12 protein-coding genes are annotated in these 23,965 nt (G+C 59.4%); 2 read left to right on the top strand and 10 right to left on the bottom strand.

All coding sequences use genetic code 11. From position 1 onward, the window contains the following. Window positions 1–140: 140 nt before the first annotated feature. Window positions 141–449 (bottom strand): IS66 family insertion sequence element accessory protein TnpB, encoded by a 309-nt coding sequence (gene tnpB, locus CCGE531_RS09100; protein ID WP_120663866.1) that lies wholly within the window; start codon window positions 447–449, stop codon window positions 141–143. Continuing rightward, a complete protein-coding gene (locus CCGE531_RS09095; RefSeq protein WP_120663865.1) occupies window positions 430–849 on the bottom strand; it encodes a transposase in 420 nt (139 codons plus the stop codon). Before CCGE531_RS09095 ends, tnpB begins: the two co-directional genes overlap by 20 nt. A 179-nt stretch (window positions 850–1,028) precedes the next feature. On the opposite strand from CCGE531_RS09095, the gene CCGE531_RS09090 reads away from it, so the two are divergent. Continuing rightward, window positions 1,029–1,523, top strand: a complete 495-nt coding sequence (locus tag CCGE531_RS09090) for a hypothetical protein (protein WP_120663864.1) — start codon at window positions 1,029–1,031, stop codon at window positions 1,521–1,523. Between the two features lie 236 nt (window positions 1,524–1,759). Here CCGE531_RS09090 and CCGE531_RS09085 read toward each other — a convergent pair whose 3' ends face one another. The 3 genes from CCGE531_RS09085 to CCGE531_RS09075 form a co-directional block, all read right to left on the bottom strand. Then, a complete protein-coding gene (locus CCGE531_RS09085; protein WP_162943876.1) occupies window positions 1,760–3,664 on the bottom strand; it encodes a hypothetical protein in 1,905 nt (634 codons plus the stop codon). 393 nt (window positions 3,665–4,057) lie between these two features. Then, window positions 4,058–4,669, bottom strand: coding sequence for a hypothetical protein (locus tag CCGE531_RS09080; protein ID WP_120663862.1), 612 nt, complete (start codon window positions 4,667–4,669; stop codon window positions 4,058–4,060). 307 nt (window positions 4,670–4,976) lie between these two features. Beyond that, entirely contained in the window at window positions 4,977–7,154 is a 2,178-nt protein-coding gene (locus CCGE531_RS09075) for a hypothetical protein (RefSeq protein WP_162943875.1), read from the bottom strand. A gap of 960 nt (window positions 7,155–8,114) precedes the next feature. On the opposite strand from CCGE531_RS09075, the gene CCGE531_RS34205 reads away from it, so the two are divergent. Continuing rightward, window positions 8,115–8,630 carry a hypothetical protein gene (locus CCGE531_RS34205; RefSeq protein ID WP_162943874.1) on the top strand — a complete coding sequence of 172 codons (516 nt, stop codon included), beginning with the start codon at window positions 8,115–8,117 and terminating at the stop codon, window positions 8,628–8,630. 342 nt (window positions 8,631–8,972) lie between these two features. Here the strand turns inward: CCGE531_RS34205 and CCGE531_RS34200 are convergent, their stop codons facing one another. The 5 genes from CCGE531_RS34200 to CCGE531_RS09050 all read right to left on the bottom strand — a co-directional run bounded on the left by CCGE531_RS34200 (window position 8,973) and on the right by CCGE531_RS09050 (window position 23,607). Next, entirely contained in the window at window positions 8,973–9,500 is a 528-nt protein-coding gene (locus CCGE531_RS34200; protein ID WP_162943873.1) for a hypothetical protein, read from the bottom strand. Between the two features lie 285 nt (window positions 9,501–9,785). Further along, window positions 9,786–10,211 (bottom strand): hypothetical protein, encoded by a 426-nt coding sequence (locus CCGE531_RS09065; RefSeq protein ID WP_120663859.1) that lies wholly within the window; start codon window positions 10,209–10,211, stop codon window positions 9,786–9,788. A gap of 386 nt (window positions 10,212–10,597) precedes the next feature. Continuing rightward, the gene (locus CCGE531_RS09060) at window positions 10,598–11,359 is read right to left on the bottom strand and encodes a hypothetical protein (RefSeq protein WP_120663858.1); all 762 of its coding nucleotides are present in this window, start codon (window positions 11,357–11,359) and stop codon (window positions 10,598–10,600) included. A gap of 255 nt (window positions 11,360–11,614) precedes the next feature. Further along, the gene (locus CCGE531_RS09055) at window positions 11,615–12,298 is read right to left on the bottom strand and encodes a hypothetical protein (protein WP_162943872.1); all 684 of its coding nucleotides are present in this window, start codon (window positions 12,296–12,298) and stop codon (window positions 11,615–11,617) included. After that, the gene (locus CCGE531_RS09050) at window positions 12,286–23,607 is read right to left on the bottom strand and encodes a hypothetical protein (RefSeq protein ID WP_120663856.1); all 11,322 of its coding nucleotides are present in this window, start codon (window positions 23,605–23,607) and stop codon (window positions 12,286–12,288) included. Before CCGE531_RS09050 ends, CCGE531_RS09055 begins: the two co-directional genes overlap by 13 nt. Window positions 23,608–23,965: the final 358 nt, after the last annotated feature.

Raw genomic sequence — 23,965 nt, 5'->3', positions numbered from 1 at the left:
GAGAGCTTGCGCCTCCTGCCTGAGTCGCGCCGAACGACGCCAACGCGGCCGCCAATTCATTCAGGCCATCAATGCTGATCTCGGGTGATCCAAGCCTCATGCCGCTGCAATAACTCTCGTCGAACATCCAGTTCGGCAGCTCACGGGAGAGGTGATCGGGACGCTCGTCCGTATAGATGCACATCAGGGTCTTCCCGCGGCGATAACGCGAGACCTGCACCCTGCAGCCGAACAGCGGATGCCACGGATATGCGATCGTCGAATATCGAAAACCGTATGTAGAATGTCGGTCGTTGGCGCCGGCGATTGCAGAAGGCAAAAACCGCAGGAGCAAAGGGATCCAGCGCCATCGTCTCCTGGATCAGGATCGCAAGGCTGTTGATGCCGGCCCGAAAGTCGATCGGTTCGCGATGCAGGTAAACCTTGAGATCAGCGCCCAGTCTGAACATGACCCAGCGCTCCTATTATTGCTGTCAACCCATCGACATCACTGCATTCCACCGTCACGCTCACCCCGTTCGGTAGTGAAGCGCTCAGCTTGGCCGCAGGAGACAGCCTCTCGATCCTCGTATCCAAGCTGCTGCGCTGCACTGGCAGGCTCCGATCGGGACCGACCTGAACCGGAACGAACGCCGGACCCGCAGGCACAGGATGACCAAGCCGCTTGGCCCTCTGTATCCATTTCCGCAGGAGATTGACATTAACGCCGTGTTCAAGCGCAAGCCGCGATACCGAGACCCCCGGTTCAAGACAGGCTGCAACAAGACGATCTACCGAAGCTGGGTCATATCGACGTCGTCCGTCACTACCCACAAGCCGCACCCGCAGTCTTTGCTCATCTTCTTCCATGATTTGGTGTCCACCTATTTTGGTGGACACTTCATGCCTGAGAGCACTGCGCTTCAGAAGGTGCGCAGAAATTCGCGCTTACTGCGAAAAAGCAATGGGTCACAATAAGCGACGCTGAGGTTCTTGCCGCTTACGGCAAATTCACTGGCTGGGCGAAGCCTGGAGATCCAGATCCCGGCATGACCGTCAGAGCCGGCCTCCAATTTGCCATGGATACTGGCTTCGCCGGCCACAAGCTCGGTGGCTTCTACCGTTCCCTTTATGCTCCCGGCGACGGACAGTGGCACAAGGACGTCCACGCCATGGCTCGCGCGGGCTTGTATCGACTGCTTTGCGGATTCGGTGGGGCCTCCGTCGCGCTCGATTTGCCGTATAGAGCATGGAGCAATCCGACCGGCCCTTGGCGCGCCGCCGACATGGACAGTCAAAGCGCCGGCGGCCATTGTGTACCTATCACCGGCTACGATCAGTCTTGGATCTATTGTATGACCTGGGGCCAAGTCGTTGCGATGGATTGGGCCTTCTTGGCCTCTTTTTCAAGAGAGCTGTACTTCGCCTATGCCCAAGATTGGCTTACCCCGACCGGTTCGGCTGACCTCAACCTAAGTATGCCGGAGGTTTCAGACACGTTTGCGATGTATGGGATCTCTGAAATAATGCCGGTCGTACCCTAGCGACGCACGTGAACTTACTTGGCGATCGTTCCTCTAACATGGATGAACAACTCCCATCGTAACACAAGTGTGCGGAAGCGGAGTCTCGTGTGTGTTTGTATCGACGGGCGGCGCCACCCAGCCCAAATCCGAAATTTTGGCCTTTTGGCCGAGGTCGGAAATTGTGCTTACCAGCATCTGTCGAGCGTCATCTGCATTGGCGATGGCATTGGTGACGACAATGTTGCCAATTGCTTTCAGGTTCTCGGCGGTAATCCTCGGATCGGCGGTTGTAACCCCTTCCACACGTGTTCTGCTATCTGCTGTTGCGCCTTTAGTTCGCGCTGGACGGCGGCTGCCACCCGCATTATGTCGAGCACTCGAATGCCGCCGACGTCGAGCGTCACCTTAACTTCCTTTGAGCATTCCAATTTTGGTACTGCGTCTTTCAAGTCTGCTCGTAGTTTTCGAGCGCTGTCGGTATCTTTCTGCGTCGGCGGGTCATCTCGCCGAGTGACAGAGACGTTCGCTTTTACGGTAACGCCGTCTTCACTCGTCGCCGATCCCTGCGTAGAAAAGGACACTGACAGGTACTTTGACGGAAAGACCACAATAGTACGGTCTGGGTCTTTCTCGACGATGCTACCATCGGCCGCAATTCGGTCTCCAGTCGGTAAGATTTCAGGTAAGTCAGAGACAAGAAGTGCTGGCGCCAGTGCGCCGCCACCAATTGCATTCACGACCTGCAGATGTGCCGGTGACGTCTGGAAATAGATGTCCGTGATGGCGGTGTCAGGAGCGCCCTGAAGCTCCAAAGTGAGAGGCGCGCAATCTAAGACCGGCTGAAACGTTACCGCTTTTACCGCGCCTACCGTCACCTCTTGAAGTTTGCCGGTCGCATGCAGCGGCGCTTCGGCATCAGCATGGAGATCCACGTCCTTTCCGATACCACCGCCTATTCCAGTGTCGAAATGAACATTGACCTTGACGTCCGCTTTCGCCGTAACATCTGCGTCGATAGACAAACCGTCCTTAGTCCATGCGACCTGCCTCTTTTTCACAACGGCCAATACCGTTCCGAACGGATCAGCCGTTGGTCGCGCCACGACGCCGTAGGTGCCCAAAGTGTCATCTTTCAACTGCGCGTTTGTAATGTTCCCGTTTGTGTTCTGAGTGGCCGCCGAAACCTCGATAGCATCCCCAAGGATCTTCTCCGCAAACCCGACGATAACGCTTTTGTCGATGGCCACAACCAATTCAGTATCTGAGGTTACGAACGGACCAAGTTTTCCGGCCAACAATGCCCGCTGAGCATCTAGGCTCCCTGGTAGGTTAGCCACGGGGGTTGCTGGCGGTTTTCCTCCAAGGAGCCAGACACCGGAACGCGTAATAAGCCACTGATCGATTTTCGCTCCCAACGACACTGGATCGCGATGGATAGTGGTGGCAATCTGCGTACTGCCACCGCCCCCGAGGCCCTTTTCACTTATCGACGGTTTTGAAAGATCGACCTCTGGGTTGAAGGGAAGCGGGTCGATCAAGAAGGAGAGTTGATCGCCAAGGCCAATCGTTGTCAGATTTGCCACTAGCCGCGCTGCGACCTCCTTTGCTCCCCAATCGAACCAGCCAACCTGGACTCTTATTGAGTCCGGAATGATCTGGAAGCGCGTTCCGTGCTTGCCATTTTCATCGGCCGCGGCGCCTTGAGGGAGTGCTAAGGCTTCTATCGTTGCTTTGGCTGTGGCGCTTGCCCACCACGGGTTCTCCTTGTCGGCCAAATAGCTCACGTCTGTAACTAACCGAAGTCGAAGTCTGGCGTCGTCAGGTACAAGGCTGACGTCAACAATGGACGCTTCGACATACCCGTCCACGTGGCCAGTTCCATCGTTCTTACCGACTGGGAAAACGACCTTCGCTCCTTTTAACGTTGAAGCGTACTTGCTAACTGCTGACGTCGACAAAAATACTCGAAGTGGCCACTCTTTCGGAGTCGACCCTTCTTCACCGACTGCCATTTCGGCAGCGACAGCCCTCTTTTCTGCCTCCTCGGCAAGATGACTGGCTGCGACTTGCGAAATCGCCCCTGTGGCAAGCAAGGCGCCATAAATAACTGCGCCCAACATAACGACTGCGCAAATGACTGTAGCAACAATCCTTTTCATCTATCTCCCCAAGAAATACGGTCAAAGTGCTACTTTTCTGAGCACATAGTAATATTTTCGGCATGCAGCAGTCTAGTGTCGTATCTGAAGTGTGTTCGCAAATACAAGCACAGGTGATAAGCGAGCCATTGGATAATAAGCTAGACGGGATGACGACCGCTCATTTTCCTCATTCGACATCTTTCCAGATCGATATGCCCTGCTTTTCAGACTCCAAGTCCTTTCTCGCCTGCTACGAGCTTGGCATCTTCTGCCACTACGCAAATCCGTTGACTTTGAGATGTATTATCAAGTCAATCAAGCTTACATTCCAAAACCGACTACGCAAGTTGGCTCGCCGACCACCGATCGCCACCTCAGCTTGTTGGGCGCGGGCTGTTGCCCGGACAACTTTTAGGAGCCGGTTTCCATCTCAACGCAATGCCAAATGAAACTTCTAAGGCCGGGATAGTATCGATCTAGAAACGGCAAGAACGGATGCGTCCGGCTCCAATCCAGATAAGGGGGTTCGCGGACGAGCCGCAGATAGTAATCCAAGCCGACCAACTGTGCTCTTTGCACATTTTCGACTTTTAGGTGATGGCTGATTACCTCTAAATAAGAAAAGAACGTGTCAAAGCAGTAGCGATAGGTGAGCGCCTCTGGCGTTCTCCAACTCGCACCAAGATCAGCTTTCAATGCCGCGGACATGTTGCTCTGACTATGCTCGAATGTGCTACAGGGCGGAGTGAATAGGATCCGATATTTTTCCGGGATGATTAGAGGCCCGACACCCCATTCAAGAGCACGTGTACAAAAGACCAATTCGTCATCAGACGAGAGTCGGTCGATCAGACCACGCGCGAATTCGGTTCTGCGCCACTGTTCGTCTCGTTGTTGTTCGTGCCTGCCAAGCTGTATTTGCCTGGCCGCATAGATGACGCCGCCCGCCGTGCCCAGGCCGCCCAGCAGGCCACCCGCAGCGGATATCCAGTCTGGCCAATCTATCATTTCCTGGGCTCCCATTAGATAGCACATCCCGCGTCGACCGGCTCTGTCCGCCGCGCATGACCGTCCGATTGAAGAGCCTCGCGTCGGAGGTCGCTTGTTGGTCCTTCGGTATCGTCAAGCAGAACCGCGATGTAACCGTTCAAAGCGCATCGCAAGTCGATTCCATTACTCTGCCTGCCTCATGCGAATAGAGCGGTTGATCTTGGTATGCGAACCCAGCTTCTTGGCGATATGCTTCGCTTAACCTGCCCAAATCGAACATCACCAGCAATCATAATGCCTCCGCCTCCGTTTGTTGACCGCGACGGGAAAGCTCGCCCCGTCACAAATCGTTGAGTTGCGCACCCCCTGACCGATCGAATTTCAGCAGGTCGGTGCGGGCATCCTTCGGTTCGGCGCCGCCAAGAGCATAGCACCAGACAAAGAGCGCCCGTCGCCTGACGTGGCCGAGCGCCAGATCCCGAAGCAGTCCAGGAAACTCGATTTTCTGCGGCAGCGGCGCGGCTGCATGCAGGCGCACGCGTACGACGCCTTTTTTCGATGTTTCGACGACGGAGAAGACCGACGGCGGTGGCGCGATCACTGGTTCAGCTACAATATCGACCTGGACGACCGCCTTGCCGGCCACGAGTTGCAGCCGATCGCCGGGCGCCAGCGGACAACGTCTACCCAAGGCGCCCTCCGCCAGGCTGGGCGAGACAAGATTCGCAAGAGCCGCCTCAAAGACCACCGCATTGGTCAGGCTGTAGCGGCCGTTACTGTTGGGCGCGATCCCCTGAAGCACCAGCGGCTCCGGAGGTGGCTGGTCGCCCCCCGGAGTGCGCGGCGGCAGTCTTGAGAAACTGATCTCGTACTTGCCATTGTCTTTGACAAACTCACCGCTATCAGTGGCAGTCAGCCCTGCGGCGAAATAGAGGGTCGATCCCAGGTCATAGGCCACGCGATCCGCAGCCAGCATGAACGAGCCTGCGCCGCCGATTGCGTCGCTGGCGGTCGGGCTGGCAAGCTGGCGGTCATAGGACGGATCGCCGAACAGAACCGTCTTCGACCACACCGGCAGCACCCGACGCGCACCGGGATCAAGCAGGAGCGGAAGCAAGATCTGCCATCGTGGGCCATCCGGGAGGTCACCGGGAGGCTGGCCGCCGCCCCCATCGTTCTTGGCCTTGAGGTCGACCACCAGTCGCAGATGCGTGTCGGCATTGGCTTCGCGCAGCGCTATCTGGACATCGCCAAGTCCCTCTTGAAGTTTGGCGTAGACTATCGAGGTCGCAAGCCTCAAGTCGAGCAACGACGCGAAAGGCCCATTCTTGTCTGCTGATAGTTGAACCGGAAACGACAGCGAGCCGATCTCGATCCGGCCTGAGGCCGTCAACGTCGGTTCAACGCCGGCGCCTTCCGGGCGCGATTCTACCTCGATCGCGATCGCCGCCAGTCCATTCCAGCTGGCGCTAATCGTGGCCCCGCCCTTTAGGGTGAACAGAGCGCGGTCGTGTCGATGGGCGTGTGGGGACGAGAACTCGAACCGAGCCGCATCGGCCAGTCCGTCCAACCCCAGGAAGAGTGCAAGCCGGCCAGCCGTTTCATCGAAATCGGCCAGCGACACATAGGTGCGGCGGCGAAGGCCGAACGTGACGCGCTCCATCTCCGCTAGGCTTGGCGGTTTCCCACTCTCATCCCATGGCATAAGATCGGCCGGGAGAACCGGAGAACGCGGGGTGCGCAGCTGATGTGCAACCACCGGGCCGGAGTTCGCCGGCCGGCCGAACTGCACCTGTCCCTCGTCGAAGGCTGCCTCGTCCGCGGGCACTGTCAGGGAAGCGACCGAAACGTCAATCACGCCGGGCCTGCGGCCCACTGTCCCTCGCTCGATGACGGGCGGCAATATGGCCGCCACCTGCTTATGTTGCGGTTTCTCATCTGCCTTGGCGGCCACGATCGCGTCCGCTTGCTGCGGCGCCGCCGCATGAAGTACCGTTTCCAGCACCGCCTCTGTGGCTTTCGACAAAGGTGCGCGCCGACGCGCGACTGAAGGCAGCAGGTGTCGCGCGGCCGGACCGTCAAAGCCGAATTTGCGCGCAGCGCCGCGATCGTAGGCTATCTGGTTGGCGAACGTCAGATAAAGACCTGCTGGGTCGACCAAAGGCTGTTCCGTCGACATCAAGATGCGTCGGAAGAGGCTGGCGCAAAGGCTGGCCATTCCGAATATCTGGAAACGTCTCCTGCAAAGCCTGAGTCGTGACCGAGCAGCGGCAACTCGTCGCCCAGTGCCGGCCCAGTTTTGCAAGCCATTGCGTCCTTCCCCCGTCGGCCATCCGAGCGCGGCGGAGGACCGACATCGCTTTGGGCCGGGGTGAGGCGGCTCCTTCACCAGGGCCGCCAGGGGTCGGGAAATTCGCCGCCAGGCAACGCCCGGCAGCGCGCCGGAGCATGACGTCACCCGTATCGCGATCAGGGCGTTGGTGTCGACATTGAGCGCGCCTCCCCGCTCATCGCGCATGACCTTGTCGGAAAGATCATCTGCGGCGCCAGCGACGACACGCCGATATTGCCAAGCTGGTTGCCCGGCTGCGCGACAGGACGATTAGATCTGCAAACACCGCAACCTGTGAATCAGCCGACAAACCCGGTCGTGTCGGGGCGGATGGGACCCGAACGGGGGTGTCGCGGGCCTGCGGATCACGCTCCCTGCTGCAAGAAAGCGTCCGCCCTGCAATGTCGATGCCTTCCAGTCAATGACCGTACGATCGGCGGCAAACTTATCGAGGTCCCGACGCGCGCAGCGATGGCAAAATCGCTCGTAGAAAGAAGGGCGGCCGCTTCCAGGTCCGCCGGTTCAAGAGCAAGCCTGCCTTGCTTTTGCGTTTTCACAAATAGGCTTGCTCTACAGGAATGACCTCAGGGGCCCGCGGTCGCCTCAAGCCTTCCGATGCCAATCGGCCAGAACGAACGCAGTGTCGATTGCACTACCTTCTGCCAGGCTTCCTATCGTGACATTGGTGATCGGTCCGGTTGTTTCTGTGGCGTTGAGGGCCATGATCGACGCTTGCAACTTGCCAGACGCCGGCTTGGGTTGAGCGGCTTTGCACCTATGGGCGACTTTGCCAGTGACAGGTCGGCCCATGGCACGACAGCAGTATAGCGTTCGCCTCCCCATCGGGGAATTGCGCAACCGCCCCGCCTATGAAGATTGGCGCATCGTCGCCTCTTGACCACCATTGCTCGATGAGGAAATCGTCGAAAAAGCCGAGAGCGCCGTCGGGAAGGTCGCCGCCCGTTCTCAACGTCCACTTTCTTCCCCCGGTACTTGTCCTTGCTGTCGAGCGGGGCCGAAGTTTTGGATTCTTTGCGGCGGCCGTAAGCTTCGCGGTGGTGATGACGACATGGTCAAGTGTGGTCCATTGCGCCTGTGCTCCCTCCGGTCCCAGCGTATGCGCGGCGACGACAGCAGGCGCACCGGTTGGGACTGTGGCGAGGCGGCGATCGATGCCAGCCGATCGCCGTCGATGCGGTGCCGCTTCAAGACGAAACGCACCTGATGTTCGAGCCTCAATCGTTGCTGCCGCGATATGAAGCTCGCGGCTTAGAACAGTCTGATCGGCATCATCCGGTCTCAGCCATGCATCCGGACTGCTTTTCCCTGGCGTCTGAAACTGGGATCGAACCGGCCACTGAATCGGGTGTTTTTGGCGAGTTTTTCCCAAGAGATGTGGAGGCTGTGCTTACGTTGATCGTCCGTTGGGGCGAGGAGCACATGCTCCATTACGTGCTCGGGCTGCTTGGCATCGACGGCGCGAACTCTCCATCCACACCGATGACATGTCGAGCTGGGGAGCTGGATGCAGGGGCGGCTGCAACTGGTGCTGCCAGCAATCAAGGTCGCGGGACAATGTCAGCCCGTTCGCCCGGAATCCAAAAGGTGCGATCGCAGCCTGGTATCAACTTTTCCAGACGCCATGACAGGACTCCGGCCTGATGGTCGACGTTAATCGCCAGTCATTTGACGGGACTGCCAGACCAAGCCAGGTCAGCTTGCCCTTTTCCAACGTGACAAGGCATTCATCGGCCAGCGTCTTGCCGTCAGGCTGTGGATAGACCCTAACCTGTCCGGCAATGGTCAATGTGCGGGCTTTTCCGTCTATCGTCACGGACGCGCGCTGCGGATAGAACACGACACAGGTTGCCCTTTCGAAAGCGGCTCAGACGGTATTTCAACGGGCAGTTCGACCTTAAAACCCCGAGCCGTTGGTAGAACAACGGTATTCTTCATGGCAAAGTCATTGCCGAACAGCCGGAAAGTGAAATCGGCGGTCGGTTGTCATTCGCGATGTTGACACAAACGATGGTCTGAACGTCGTCCACCGACTTGAAGAATGCTCCTTCGGGATTGCCAAGCGAAGCCTGGAAATTGACCGTTGGCTCTCTGTGGAAGCGAAGCTGAGCGCGTTTCCGACAGTTGAGACCTCGCTACCGGACCAACTGTAGGACCATGTCCATCTTTCCATTGTAGCGTTAGTGTAAAGAGATCGCTGCGTGCATAGACGTCGTCTTGGCCAATGGACCGTCGGTGTTGGCGGCATCGCCTTGCCGGATCAAAACGCAGGCTGCCGAGGATGGCGAGCGCCGTTGGCTTGCCTGATCCGTCGAACGTGGCCTTGCGCAGGCGCAACGGCTTGAACGTGAACGGCCCCCAGCGGATGTCATATGGTTTGGATCCGCTGTCATCCCCGATCTCGAACAGGCGCCATTCGTAAAGCGAATAAGGAAAATGGTCCGCATTGAAGGCCTGGCCATCAGTGCCGCAGGCGCTTTCGATCGACAGTTTGTTCTCCCCGTCGAAGACCATGGCCCTCCAGTGGCAGATCGCGGGTGAAAAACCCAAGCTTGGTTGCGAAGGACCAGGCTTTCTTCTGGTCCACGGCCTCGATGACTGCCACCTCTGCGCTGGTCGCGAACCTTGATGGGCTTTTTTTCGCCTTTCTTTGCGTCAGCGAGATAGGCCGCGCCGCGGATACCGCCTGATCTGGGATGACAGGCCAAGCCGCGCGAATCCCAAGCCTTTCCGGTCACTCATCTGACTGAATGCTTGACAGGTTGGCCGCATAGCCCTCCACTTCGATCGCGCCGTCGCCTACCTTGATTGCGAACCGTCGATGTAGAACGGCACCGCCTTGTCTCCGCCCAGCCCCTCGGCCGCGCGATCCTTGGAGTATTTGACCGTTGCGAGTGCGTATTCGCCCCATCCCTCCAAGGCATCTGGATGGACCTCCGCCTTGACTGACCGTCGTAAGGCGCGATGAGGCTGTGGATCGTCTGGGGACGTTTTTGCCAACATCAAACCATCGGTCACTTCGGCGTCCTGGGTTCGGGTCAGCGCCATCCGGTTCCGGCTCGCCTGCCAACTGTCCGCCAGTTGCTCCGGTTGCAAAGCGGTGGGAAGTGCCGGCGGCCTCGTAGTCGCCCCATGCGGCGGCAAGGTCGGCGACGATGCGGTTTGTTTTGGTGGGTCGGACCAAGCGAAGAGTTCATCCAGAACCGGCAAATCGAACCGCAGCATCGCCTTGTCGATCCCGTAGTCTGCGCTGGATCGGAACTCGGTTCCCGGTAATGTGAGAAGGATCAGTCGATCGTCGTCGGTTACGACTTCTTGTTGGCCGTTCTTAGGCTTGGCAAGGAACCTGAACCATTCCGTGTTTGGGCGGTCAGTTTGGGGAGATATCCGCTTCCTGGATCGGACGAAAGCTGGAAAACGGGATTCTTAGGGGAAGGATCCGCCGCGGCAACAGGCCACGCGAGACGGATGGGTCAGGCGCCGAGGGCCTGCGGGTCAATGCGAAGTTCGAAATATAGGCGCTTTCGGCCGGTGGCAGCCAGCAGAGCACGGCGTCAATTCCTTCCGGCGGAACAGGCACGCTGGTGATCGACGCCGAAAATACGCCCGTGTCATGGTTCCAGTCGAATGTCCCCTGATGCAAGGATCGGCGGGCTCGGCGCCAAACCATAAAGGCAGATCGCGGGTCGAAGCTGGCCCTCCGCTAAACGTCGCAAGGCTTCGCGAGCATTAGGGCTGCTCTCGGAAACATAAACCATCCCCAGCAGTTGGCCTTTTGGCGTTCCGGCCCGGAGCTGGATCAGACTGGGCGTGGGCTTTCCTGCGAAGGACCAGTCGATCTTGAGCTCGATTGCACTGGCGTCGTCGATGACGACGCCACGATTGGAACCTTCGTGCGAGACAAAAATGCGTCCGCTCATGGCCGAATCCGGTGTCTCGTCATTGTTCGCAACGGCGCCCTGTCCATCCGGAAGCGGTCCCGGCACCGCGATCTGCAGCCAACCTTCCTGTACTGGCAGGAAGACATAAGGGACCGCGTCTGCTTCAGGACCTATGCCGCCCCCTGCCTGATAGATTGGCAACAGCCGTTCCACGACTGGTGTGAGCGGCGCGGAAAAGGGGCAATCCGTGATGTCCGCAAGCGCAGCCGTCCAACCACCCTTCCCATCCTTGTCAAAGGTAATCTCGACGTCGCCCGGGCTGGGTTGCGGCTTCATCGCAACCACGCCCGCGCTTATCGTGAGTTCCACGGTTGGCTTGGCCATGCGCATCCAGGCCACGGTCTTGACGAAGATCGTGGCGAGACCCCGCTCATCGCCGCTGATGCCCTGCGTCCTGACGCGCACGTCAATAGCGGACGCGTCGATCCGCATCTCGAAGTCCTGGTCAGTCTTTACAAGGGTGAGAGCGTTGGCGCTCTGCTTCAGAGGCCATGAGAGTGGAGGCACCAGGGCCGTTTGTCGTAGCGAATTGCGATGGGCGCCGAGGCCGCGGCAGGCTCGGCCAGCGCCAATGCGATGCGCCCTTCGGTCTTATCGATGGCTGCCTGATTCTCTACGGAAACCAGGCGCAGCAGGTATTGCGGTTCGAGCCCCGGCTATCGCATTCGAGCCTGAAGGTTCCTTCGATCAGATCTGTGGGGGCCCCGCCGAAATCGCGGGTCGGATCCGGCAGGCAACCCTTGAATTCAATGCCGCTCGGAACAAGGCGTGCATCAAGAAGGCCGTCCCTTTTGCAACCTGAATCATGAGGCCGCCGAAAAGGCTTTGGGCGCCCTTGGAATAGGCGAGGAATTTGCCGAGACCACCGTTCTTGAGATCGAGCTGGACACTGGCGACCCCGTCAACCAGTCGCATCGCGGGAAGGCGGACATTGGCTCCCTCGTTGCTGGTTGGCCATGGGTCGGTCGGCACAACCATCAGATCGAAGGCTGCAGTCGATTCTTGAAGCAGCCCCTCGATCACACCCTTTTTAGACCACAGAAAGAAGCGCCTTGATCGCACACCCTCGCCCTTTTTCGGGTTATATCCGTACTCTCGCGAGCGTGGATAGACCCGCAACACCGTCGGCGGATTCATCGTGGTTTTGGGTTTTATGATGTCGCGGGCGCTCGCATCGATGAGCAGGCTGCGCAGGCCGAAACTCTCGTCGACAACTTGGCCGGCGTCATCTTTGCTCTCGCGCCAGAACGATCGCAATTGTGCGCTGTAGAAGGGCTTTTGATCGCCGCCGGCGATGTTGATGCGAGCGAGATCCCTCTCGCCGTCGGGTGCAGCTTCCAACAGGAATTGGTCGATGCTCAGGTCAGCCATGTCGAGGCCTCCTTGCGGGAAACGAAAGCGTCACTTGGCAGCACCTGGGCGCCCTTCGACGCGGCCAGGGCCGGTTGACGGCCAGGTCCAAAAAGCTGCTCTTCTGCGAGATCGTAGACCTTGTCGCGAAGTCCGGATGCTTTGCCGCCGCTGTCTGCGAAAGCGTTCAGTTCCATGTCGGTCGGCGGCCTGCGCAGAACGAGCAGATCGGGCATGGCGGGGGCCGGATCAACGCCAGTGATCGATTTCAGAGCTGCAGCGACATTTGGATCTTCCAGTGCTTCAGGCGGTACCGGTAACATGAGAACGCCCTGCGTGGGGAGTGTCTGCTGTGATGCCGCGCCTGCCAACCCAACCGCCTCCGGGCAATCCGAGCGTGCCACGAGGGCATCAATCAGGCCCGTCCACTGCATGTCCGTTGGCAGCGATCTCCATTCCACGGGCAAGTTCTGCAGGCCGGCGACAGCTGGACTGGTTCCTGCAACAGGCGCCGGCAGCAATTTCAGGGCATCTTGAAGCGCCATTGCCAGGCCCATGTCGAGTGTCAGAGTGACTGGCGCCGGCTCTCGCGCCAGACGGACCGGGACAGCAATGCGCCATGTTATTTTATCTTTCCCGGTCGGCACAGGCGTTGCGGTGTAGACCGGGGTCGGGTCAATCGGATTGCCCTCCTCATCGTAGCCGAGGCCGGGCACAAACCGAGCGCCTGACTGTTGCAGGAGATAGAGGTCGTCCGCCGTCATCTGAGCTGGCGGATTTGGCAGCACATCGATCTCGGACGTGCGTGCCAGCACTTCCTTGCTGCCCGCATCGCTGGAGGTGACCTTGAACGATGTCTCGACCAAAATGCGGTAACTGACCGACGGTTCTGGAAGGTGCGCGACAGCCTTAAAGGCTGTTGACCATAAGCTGCCATCCTTGCCGAACCATGTCTCAGCCTCAGCGACTACCATGCAGTCGACGAACCGGATAGCGGCAAGGTCAAAGGTGACGATTGTGACTTCACTGATGCGCTTGGCCGGGTCTTTCTCCGGTTCTGGCGGCGGCTCTGTCGGTCTTCGGCTTACGCTGTAGCGATGCTGCCTGGACAGCTCTCGATATTTGTAGCCGTCTGCGGCGTATGGCCAGCCCAGTTTGAAGAACCCTTCCTCGAATGTCGTTGCCACCTGTTCGGACACGACCACGCCGGCCGTCGCGTGGACCAGCGCGTGCACCCTGAAGAAGTACGGCAGGTTCATCGCGCTGATCATCGTCGATCCGAGCCAGGCATCGGGAACGCGTTTCCTGAGGTCTGTCAGACGCTCATCGGCGGTATCGCGTGTGATCGCCAGGCTTGTGGAATCGATCGGCCCGTCGAGCGTACCGAGTTGATCCATGGGCTGTAGTGTTAGCTCGTGCTTGCTCTCCAATGACCTCAACCAGGGCATGTTGGCGAACTCGCGCCAGAACCCGACAGAGATATCGAGCGGCGCAAGCAGAGCAGCATTGCGCCGGTTGGCTTCGGCCAGCACAACGTCCGAACTGTGAGCGATGACCAGTTCCATTCGCCCCGGCGCGCTCTTGCTGGGCTGATGCGTCACCGATGACAGGATGACAGGCTTTTCGAGTGGCTCGGTCCGCGGCAGCGTTACGTCAACGAAGTAGGTCCTGCCTATGGCCTCGGCCGCGACATCCCCAAGCGCTCCCTTAAGATCGGTCGGACCAGTCCAGGGGAACTTCTTTTTTCCCGTGACGTCGAGCTTGTCAGGCGCCGCGCTTGCCCATGCCTCATAGCGACCATAAGGACGTATGGCGAACTTGCGTCGCGCACCCCTGCGGTCGGCATCGACCATAGTAACGGAGACCGTTCCTGTCGAACCGGGCGCGCGCCGCCACTGACCGGGATCCGCAACGGTGCCCAGGGACAGGAAGACGGAAAGGGGCTGGGCTGGTGTGAGTGCGCCTGAGGCTACCTTGCCCCAGGCCGGCGTGCAATGATCCAGGAAACGACCCCAGAAGGCGACAAACCGATTGGCCATATCGGACCGCAACTGCTTCGCATCGGTCTCGTCCGCGCCCGAACTGACTGGAAACACGAGCGGCGCAAAGCGGCGACCGGCATAGTGCGCGAGGCGATCGAGCGCCTGATGAACAGCGATATTGCTCTCCGTCCCGGAGAACAGAGCATCGCCCCAATCGGCCGCGATCAGGCGTTCAAACCGCCCGAAGCAGAATTCTTCGCCCGGAACCCCGGACTCTGCGAGGGCATTGAGAACTGCCGGCTGCACGACCCGTTTCCATGGTTCGTCAGTTCCGATTGCCGCGCCTTCCGGGGGCAGGATGTCCAGCAGGGGGGCATCCGGACCTGGTGCGGCGATCCTGATCTCCCGCACGATCGCGATCAGCCGCATACCGGTTTCCGGCCAGTCGATGGCTTTCGCAGGCTCGTGGAACTCGAAGTAAGACGCATCCTTGCTTAGCCGCATGGGCTTCTGCGTCGTCACCGTGCGCACGACACTGAGAACGTCGTAACGCACGTTCTCGAATGTTTCGTCCCTCTGAGTGATGCCCCAGGGCTTGCTCGCGATTGGCTGGTTCGCGTCAATCACCAGGGCATAGTACGCGACAGCCAGATTCTTCACGGCGGTCTCTTCATCGGCATCGGCGATTTTCGCTGGCAGAAGCCGGTCGGGACGTGGTCGCAGCGCGATCTGCGCAACTGCTAGCATTTCTTCGCGAACCTGGTCGGCCTCGCCGCTGGACACGCTCAAATCGCCACCGTCGAACCACTCAAGTTTTACATTGCCCCAGGGCTGCGTCAAAAGATCGAAGAATGGCTGGCCGTTGTCGCGAGCTCCTTCGTCACCGTAGCGTTCAAGTGCGCGCTCGAACGCCAGTTGGACGCGCTTCTCAAGCCCTTCAAGCCCTGTTCCGAAGCGGACATAGTCGCCGGTGTCGGTGTCGTAGAGCCGGAACCCTGCGGCAAGGCCCAAGGTGCGCAGGGCACCCCAGCCATAAGGATCGCGTTCCGGCGGCACCTCGTCGAGGTAAGCGAGGAAATCCTTTGACGTGATTTGGGGGCTGCTGTCCGGCGCGACGGCGAAGCGGCGATAGATTTTGCCGTCAGCGTTCTTCAGACCGTTGTCGTCTTGGCTATCGTACTGAAGGAAGGCGAGCGCATCCGCCAGGATGGGATGGGTGGCCGGCATCGGGTCGAAACTGTGTTCCTGGCTCGCAACGACCAGCAGTTGCCCGTCGCGACCGACGCGCAATGCTTCTATAAGAACGCCAATCGACGACATGAAGTCCGGCTGGCTCATCCTCAAGCCCAGAACCTCCTTTTCGCGACCGACGGCTTGCGCTGGATTGTCGCCGGGACTTAGTCGAAGGTTCTGCAGAAGGCGCCTAAGCTTTGGCACCGACATGGCACCCCCCTCTGCCAGGGAATAGGACACGCTCCAGCCACGCGGGTCAGGGCCGGGGACCGCCACAGGCGCGCTCGCCTGGTCGGTGTATTCGTCCCAGCCGGTTGCGTCTTTCAGCGCGCCGCCGATGGATATCGTCCAGCCATCAAGTGCTGGTATTTTGCGATCATCGGCCAGCCAGGACGGAATCGATACCCTGATCACATCCGGCTTGCCGCCGGCAAAGAGTGCTGCGATGAGGCCTTCATCGGGATCGGGCATGATTGAACGCCGGATGGCTGGCTCCGGGAATATCGCCGTTGTATCGGCGCCCGAGTACCAGCCAGCCTTCGACAGGCCGCTGGCGCCCTTCATCTTCTCGCCGTGGAGCAGGCGCAAGGTCTCGCTTGGGTAGGCGCTCTCGATACGACCGAAATCGCCGAAGCCGGACGGGTCGAGCCCATCCATCTCGGCCGGAAGCAGCGCCACGCGACCCATGCGACGGGCTGCCGAGACCACCTCTCCAACGACCGTCTCATCGCGTCCTGGCAATGCGTCGGGATCGACGCAGAACAGATCGAAGCCGCCGATCGTGCGGTTGTCGACGCCGGCAGCGCCGATGGTCAGCGCCAGAGAAGCGGGATTGGCGTTCCACTCCAGCCGCGCGGCGGTGCGACGCGCCGCATCACGCACGCCGGCATACCCGATCTTGCCAATCGTCGATGCGACGCCGGGGTGGATAATGATCAGACGGCCGCTCTCGGCCCGCATGTCGCTGCGCTGGAGAGCCTTGAACTCGTAGTGAACCGGCTGTTCTAGAACCTCAACGACCGAACTGATGGCGGTCGTCTCGTCGCTCCCGGCAATCGCAATGTTGAAGGCGGCGGTTCTCCACTCGCCACGCACCGCGGGATCGACGGCGATTTTGTTCGATCCCGCCTCCCGCAGATCAACAGAGGCCAGGAAAAGCCTGTATCCCAAGCGATCGGGCGCCTGCGCATTGACGGCATTGATGGCCTTGGCGAGATCGCCAAGCGCCGAAACGCTGTCGGTCTTTTTCGGCAGTTCAGTTGGCCCTTCAGGAGCACGATAGGCCGTTGCGGCAAAGTATCGGATGACCGGCTCTTCCTTGCCCCCTTCAAGATATTCCGCGACTAGCGCATAATCCTCGCTCCGCTTTACCTCTTTCATCTGCAGGTAGAATTGCTGGATCTCTGTTGGACTGAGCCGGTTGATGGCGTCCTGGTCGGGCTGCCGCCGCGCCTCGTCGACCGCATCCGAGCCGTAACCGCCAGAGGGCGCGATCGGCTGTGGCGCAATGCGCAGAAGATAGACGACCTCATCTGGCGATTGAGGGCGCAGCACTATCTCCTGGCCCTGCTTCTCCTGTTTCATGCCTGGCTTGAGCAGGAAGCAAAGCTTCGCCGAAGGAGCGGCTGTGGCTCCACCGGGCGCCGCAATATGGCTTGGCATGGCGGGATAGGAGACCTGTAGCGTGACTTCGCTAGGTGAAATCGGCGCCGTGTCAACGAGTCCAAAGCCATCGACGACATAGGCCAGCCCGAAGTCCGAAGTGCCCGCATTGTCGACCGGCACGACCTCGTAGAGAAGATTGATGACGCGTGTCACGTCGACGTCCTTGACTCCCAGATACTCCTTCCCCCACTCAATGGCTGTCGCTTCGCCGAGCAGCAGCTTTCGCAGCAGGTCCGGAATGGTTTCGGCTGTGCTTGCAGCCGAGCCGTCGTCCTGTATGCGCAAGCTGTCAACGAACTGAAAATCGGGACGCAGGAAGCTGACCTTGGTGGTCGTCTCACCACTTTCATCGATGCCGATCTGGTACTTGATGGCGGACCCTGCCTTGACCAGGAAATCGGCGCGAAATTCCTTGCCCGGGATGCCGCGCACCGTGCGTCTTATACGGTAATGCTTGAGGTGGAATTCGGGGTCGTCATAGGCACCCTGCGAGGCGCCCCAGGCCGGCTCCAGGTCCCAATTCAGCTTGATGCCTTGGGCATCGATCGTGCTCGTCGGGGTGAACTTCGGCTGCGCCTCGCGGAACATGCGGGCCGGGGGGTTGAACAAGGCAACACGGCCATTGTGGTCATAGCCGCCGCCCGAGGCGACATCGCTCTTGACGATGACAAACCGCGCCGCCGGCGGCGTGATGGCGGCGCTTTCGAGATCAAACAACATGCCGAGCGCGGACCGGTTGACGATGAAGGTCAGGCCAAAGTCGCGGGCATCGATCTGTGACAGCCGGTCCGGCCAGACACCATTTGCGTCCGCACCGGTCGCAGCAAGTGAGGCCGCGGTCTCTGTCAGAGAAGACAGGACAGCCGAGCGTGTATCCTCGATCTCCGCCTCGCGCCTCTGGTAGCCGGAAAGGTTGGAACGGCTACGTCCAGCTTTGTCAAGTTGGCTGGCGGAAGCCTTGGCGTCGGGATCTATGGCTGTCAACGAAACGTCAACGCTGCGGACAGCGGGCTCGGTCAAGTCGCCGCCATAGCTGGCCTCGTCCGGCTTGCCGGCAAACAGCGACTGCAGCAGTTTTCCGAGCGGAAGCTCCCGACCTCCTCCCTCTTCGCGCGCCACGACCGTGCCAAGCTGCGTGTAGTAGCTCGTATATTCGCCGTTGGCTGCGATATCGCCGTCGGTGATGCCGGTGTTTACCGGGATGCGATAGAGATGAGGGGTGCCCTTGGGTGTCGGAATGTCAGCGTTGAAGATCAACTTGTGACCTGGGGCGTCGAAGCCTTTCACAGGCGTTCTCGGCGAAGCGTAGAACGTCGCGCGCGCGTTTTCGCGCGCTTTCTCTTCCGGCGTTGTGATTTCCGGATCCGGACCTATCCTGGTGTGGTCGCGCGGCAGCAGCAGCATGACGAACCATTCGCCAACGTCGTCACCATCGCCTGCAAGATCAGCGGAGAAGGTCGGCTCGCGGGTCGGATAGAGGATCGCCCAGAAATCTGATGGACCGATCGGCCTGCCCTTGGCGAACTGGTCTTGGGCGACTGGCGGCAGCGGCTCGGCGCCGATTTGATCTTCGATGGCGGCGTCGCCCTGCCCTGCGGTTTCACCACGGGGCGGATCAGGTTGCGGGTTCTTTTCGATCCTTTGTCCGTCTCGGGTTTTATCGGGTATCGGCGCGGCCAGCCCCATGTCCATGAAGCGGGCGACTTTGGCCCTGGCAATCGCCAGTTTGTCGTTGTTGAAGGATAGTGCGATGCGCACCGAGAGCGAGCGGCCGAAGGCGCGCACGCCGATCGATACATCCGCCCGCCCGCCAAGCAGCGACGGTCCGATCACCGCCTCCAGCGCGATTGAGACGGCAAGAGTGAGCGAGAAGCTCGCCGAGAGGGTAATGCGGCCGCCAAACACCGAGAAACTGAGCCAGACCTCGACGCCGACCCCAACCGAAACGTCGATGCGCATATAGCCATAGTAGAATGAGTCGCCGATGTCCTTGAGGGATAGATATGAAAGCACCCGCGCCTCGATGGCAAAGTTGGCGCGGGCCACGGCTGCAGCCCCGAGGCTGCTGCCTCCTACCCTACCCTCCAGGTAGACGGAGCCTTGCGCTTTGAAGGCGATGCCGTTCAGCACGGAAAGATCCTCGATGCGGTGGATCAACCCGCCCTTGAGGTCGAGGTAGAACTTGTCGTTCGGCGCTCCAAGCGTGAAGCTAAGTTCGTAGGGCCAACCGAGTTCAGCATGGAATAGGCCGGGTCTGATATAAAGCGTGGCCGAGAACTTCGTCGCCCTGATCGCCTTGACCAATTGTTCCGGCAGTTTCGGGTGCTCGCCAACATATCCCGATCCGTCTGCGATGAAGCGGCCAAGGAACTCCTTGCGTGGCACCGAAAAATACAGATAGCCGCGCATGGTGGGCATCGACTTCCAGCTCTCATTGAGGCCGGAAGAAACCCAGTCGTTGTAGTTGACGCTCAACCAGGCGCGCAGATTGATGAGGAAAGTGAAGTCGGTGCGAAAGGCGGCGACGATATCGAACAGCAGAGGATTGGGCAGGCCAGCTTCTTCCTTCGGCCTGTATTCCGCCGAACCCTGTGTAGCCGCCGATAGTGCAAACATCCCGCGCAACGCGAGCGTCAGGCCGTCATTCTCATAGGTGGGTTGCCACGCCTTGAAGGTAGCCAGGTTTCCCTGGTACTTCGATACGTCATCGAGCATCTGGGTCAGCTGTTGCGGCGACGTCGCCGTCTCGGCCTGCGCAATGCCGGCGAGCGTGTATTTGTATCCGAAGCCGAAGCCGAACTCGCGCAGATAGATCTGGCCGACCGGCGTGTCGATCGGTTCGGCTAGTTTTTCCTCCTGTCCGTAAATGAAGAAAGAGTACTTTGGCCTCGAAGAGGGATCGTTCTTTTTACGCAGCTCGAGAAAGCCCATGGCGCCTGACATCGAAGCCCAGCCATCGATGTCGAGTTTACCGGAGGCCAGGAACCCTTGCGCCGTGACGTCCTTCGGCAGCACGCCGGGATCGTAAAGGTCTGGCATCGAACCATCGACGGCAATCGCGGTCGCCTCGACATTGACGGCGCCGGTCTTGAGCCCGACAGTCAGCCCGTCGAAGCGCACCCGCGGCATCGCGGAGCCCTCTATCGGCAGACCGATCAACATTGAATGAAACTCGACACCCAGACCATCCTTGTCGAATGGCGTGAGCCTCGCCTGGCCGGAAACTGACATCCCCGGCGCGCCGTCGAACTTCGGCACGGCGGGATGATAGCCGAAGCCGCGCAGTTCAAAGTCGAAGACATCGAAGAGCGATATTTTCTTAGGCGGGTCTACCTTTACCTGGAAAGAGATGGCGCTCATTAGCACGCGCGGGTCAGCCGCCAGAGGCGCCTTGTCGAGCTTGATAGTGATGTCCTTGAAGTTCTTGAGAAGTCCACTCGTATATTCGGAATTGCCGGGCTTGAAGACGGCGGAGCCGGTCAGCAGGAAATAGAAATGGTAGCTGCCGGCATTGACGAAGTCGAAGCCCAATTCGGTGATTGTCAGTTCGAAGCGGGTTGCGTTGCAGCGGATCGGGTCGCCGGCCTTGTCCAGCCTTGCCGTCGCCCCTTTGACGATGACGTCGCCATCGCCGCCAGCCCCAAGCTGAAGCGCAACGGTCGCGTTGGCTTCGCCCACGAGCGCCTGCGGCAACTGGCCGGTGCCGGTCAAGGCCCCACCACCGAATTTCGATCCCTTGATCGTCACTTGGCCGGATGTGAAGCGGAAGGGCATATCGACACCACCGAGCCTGACAGGTTCGGGCAGGATCGCCGCCTCCAAATCGAAGCCAGAGCGACCGATGCGAAATGTCGAGACGTCGAATTGCAAGCCCTTGCCCGCGCTCGACACCTTGCCATAGGAAAGCAACGCCTTGGCTTCGTCAGCTAGGCCGAGGCTTTCTCCGCCCCGAGACAGATCGATGAAGAACTGTTTGTAGGGATCCTTTGTGGGATCTATCGGTAGAATGGTGAGGTCCAGTCCCAGCGGTTGGTAACTTGCCGTCTGCTGGCCCGGCTTGCTGTTGATATAGATCTTGTCGCCGCCGGTAATCCTCATCGACAGGTCACGCAGGGAGGCTGAAATGATCAGGTCCGTCTGCGGTGCGAAATTATCGTCGATGTGGACCGTGACCTCGAGCTTGACCTCGATCGAGAAACGATCCGAGCCCGCTTTGTAGCTGACACCAGTGACCTCGACCTTCTGTTTCAGTTTGTCGAGGAAATCGCTTTTCTGTGCTGCGGGATTTGCGCTGGTCAGCAATGACAGTAAGCGGTTTTTGAACGCCTGGGCTTCGAAGGTGATATCGATAACCGGGTTTCCGACGACGGTCTGTCCAGCCGGAGTGGTCAACCGCACGCCGGCGTCCTTCAGAACACCGGTTTCGCGCAGCGACGCAGCAACATTGCCGTCCTTGAAGTCGAGGAGCTCCGTGAAATTCTTGCCGTCCTCGAAGGTTTGAAAAAAACGCGGCCGCCCGCGCTGAACCGCTGCAACGACAATCTCCTGAACCCTGTTCCCGCTCGCCTCAGTAGATGGACTGGCCTTGAGCTGGATCAGCCTCTGCCCATGCTCCTTACCTGTTTCATCGGTGCTCCCCATCGCCTGCTGAGGTGTCGTCTCCTTGTCCAGCCACAGATCGGTGCCAAGCACGGCGTGGCTGTCGGCGGTCGGCTGGATCACCAGGCCGACCCAGCTTGAGGGGCCAAGGTCAATGATCAGAGAGGGCCTCAGGGCCGCATCGAGGTCGAAATCGAAGCCCAGAGCGCTGAGCGACAGCGTCTTTGTTAGCAGATCGGCGTCCTTGCCGGCCGGCATGACAACGATCTGGCGCAGCTGATATGTCTTGGGATCAAGCCGAACCTCGACAGCGATGTGGCTGACCGCGTCGCCCCCGAGCTGCGCGAGCTTGCGCCCCAGTTGCATCAGCCCGTCGAAAACCGCCTCGACTAGTCCAGCAAGCGCCTCTGCGGCATTGCCAGCCTGCTTGGCAAGCCACTTCCCGGCGGTCGCCAACAACTGGCCGATGCGCTCCAAAAGGGCGAAAAAGCCGTCCATCTGCGGCTTTGACGCGGTGGGCTTAGGCACAGGAACAGCGGCGATCAACCGGATCAATTCGCCGAGCACGTCGCCGGTCAGCCTGATCAGCTCGATCGGATAAGGCTCGACGATGCTGAGCGCCTTGAGCGTCGCCTTGGTTTTCCGCGAACCGGGGTCATAGCTGACGTCGACCTCGATTGCGAAGGCGATCAGGATCGAGGGATCCTCCTTGGCCGCGACGACGACCCTGTCGCCCTTGAAGTTGATCGAGAGGCTGGCATTGGCCAGAACCTCGCCGCCACCGATGTCGATGTTGTTGAAACTGGGTGTGAGGGTGCTGCCAGCCAACCGGATTGTGAACGGCGACAAGGGAGGGCTGAATTCCTTATCGGGAACGCTGATCGGAGGCGTTTTGCAATCGAGCTCGCTGGTCAGGGTGAATTTCGCGTCGGCGAGGCTGAGGCTGACGTTGGTGACATTCACCCAGGCTTGACCGTCCACGTTGAACGTCCCAGCGCCGGCAACGGAGGTTGAGAGCAGCAGTGTGCCATTGACGAACGTGACCGCGAGCTTGGGCGCAGGCGCCCATTTGAAGTCGAGTTTGTCCACAAAAGGAGGCAAGGCGAGGCAAAACAGCGACGGCGCATCCAGGAAGTCGAGGTCGACCGATGGCAGATGCAGAATGGCGCCGTCCAGCCACGAGGTGCCGAATGCAATCTTGGGCAGCCTCAGGTTGAAACCCGGTAGATACGGCATGTCGAAGCCGATCTCGTCCCAGGCGACCCAGTCTTTGAATGCTGCTTTCCTCACCAATACTGTCGCGAGCAACCGCCCCGTGAGATCCAGCCCTTTCGCGTTGACGTTGAGGTAAGTGAGGCTGACGTCGGCGGATGCTTCCGCCCGAAGCACCCAATCCTGGTCATTGATAACGCCATCAACAAGGGCCGGATTGAGGAAAATCCGCGCTTTGAGCTCAGCTTCGCCGATGGCCTTGACGCCGAACAAACCTGTGGCGCTGCCGGCGCCAACGTTGGCCTCGATCGGGCTCGCCAGCCGCCGGCGTACACGGTCTTTCAACGCTGCCCATTCGTCTTTGTCCGCGAATTCGTCGCCCTTGCGGAAGCGGTAACGCTCACCGTCCAAAACCAGGAGATTGGCGGGTATGTAGAGCGATAGAGGCTGCTTGTCGTCCAACTCCAACTGGACGGTCGTGACCGACGTCGTCATCGCCGACTTCACCGCCGTCGTGAGACCAGAAAGTCTCAGGCCGCCGGTTTCAAGAAATACACCCAATCCGACAAGCTCGAAGGTGTATTGCGTAGCGCTCTCGACGCCGGTCTGGCTGAAGAGGACGAGTTGGATTTCCGCCATATCAACCTCCCTCGCATCCTGCTCAGTCCCGTGATGCCCGCTGGCGAGACGCAGGATCGCCCAGCCCGACGAACGCCGCCCGCCGGAAAATAATTTAAAAGTGGTATTATTGATTCAGTTCTTCTATCTATGCATGCACAAGAATAAATTGCAAGAAATATCTGATTTGCACTTGAAGTCCTTTTAAGATCGCTTGATATACAAAAACTCAAGAGTATAGAGCGCCATGAGATGAAAAAAATACCTCTCATGACTTGCAATTTACAAATGGACTACCTGTCCTTTATCCACCACCGCGCCGCTGAATTTTCCACCTCAACAGGATGTTTCTCTTGATATGCAAGCACCACATTTCGAC

This window comes from Rhizobium sp. CCGE531, from assembly GCF_003627795.1.
Classification (GTDB): domain Bacteria; phylum Pseudomonadota; class Alphaproteobacteria; order Rhizobiales; family Rhizobiaceae; genus Rhizobium.
Note: the sequence above shows the minus strand (reverse complement) of the source record. Positions and strands in the feature narration are given on the sequence as shown.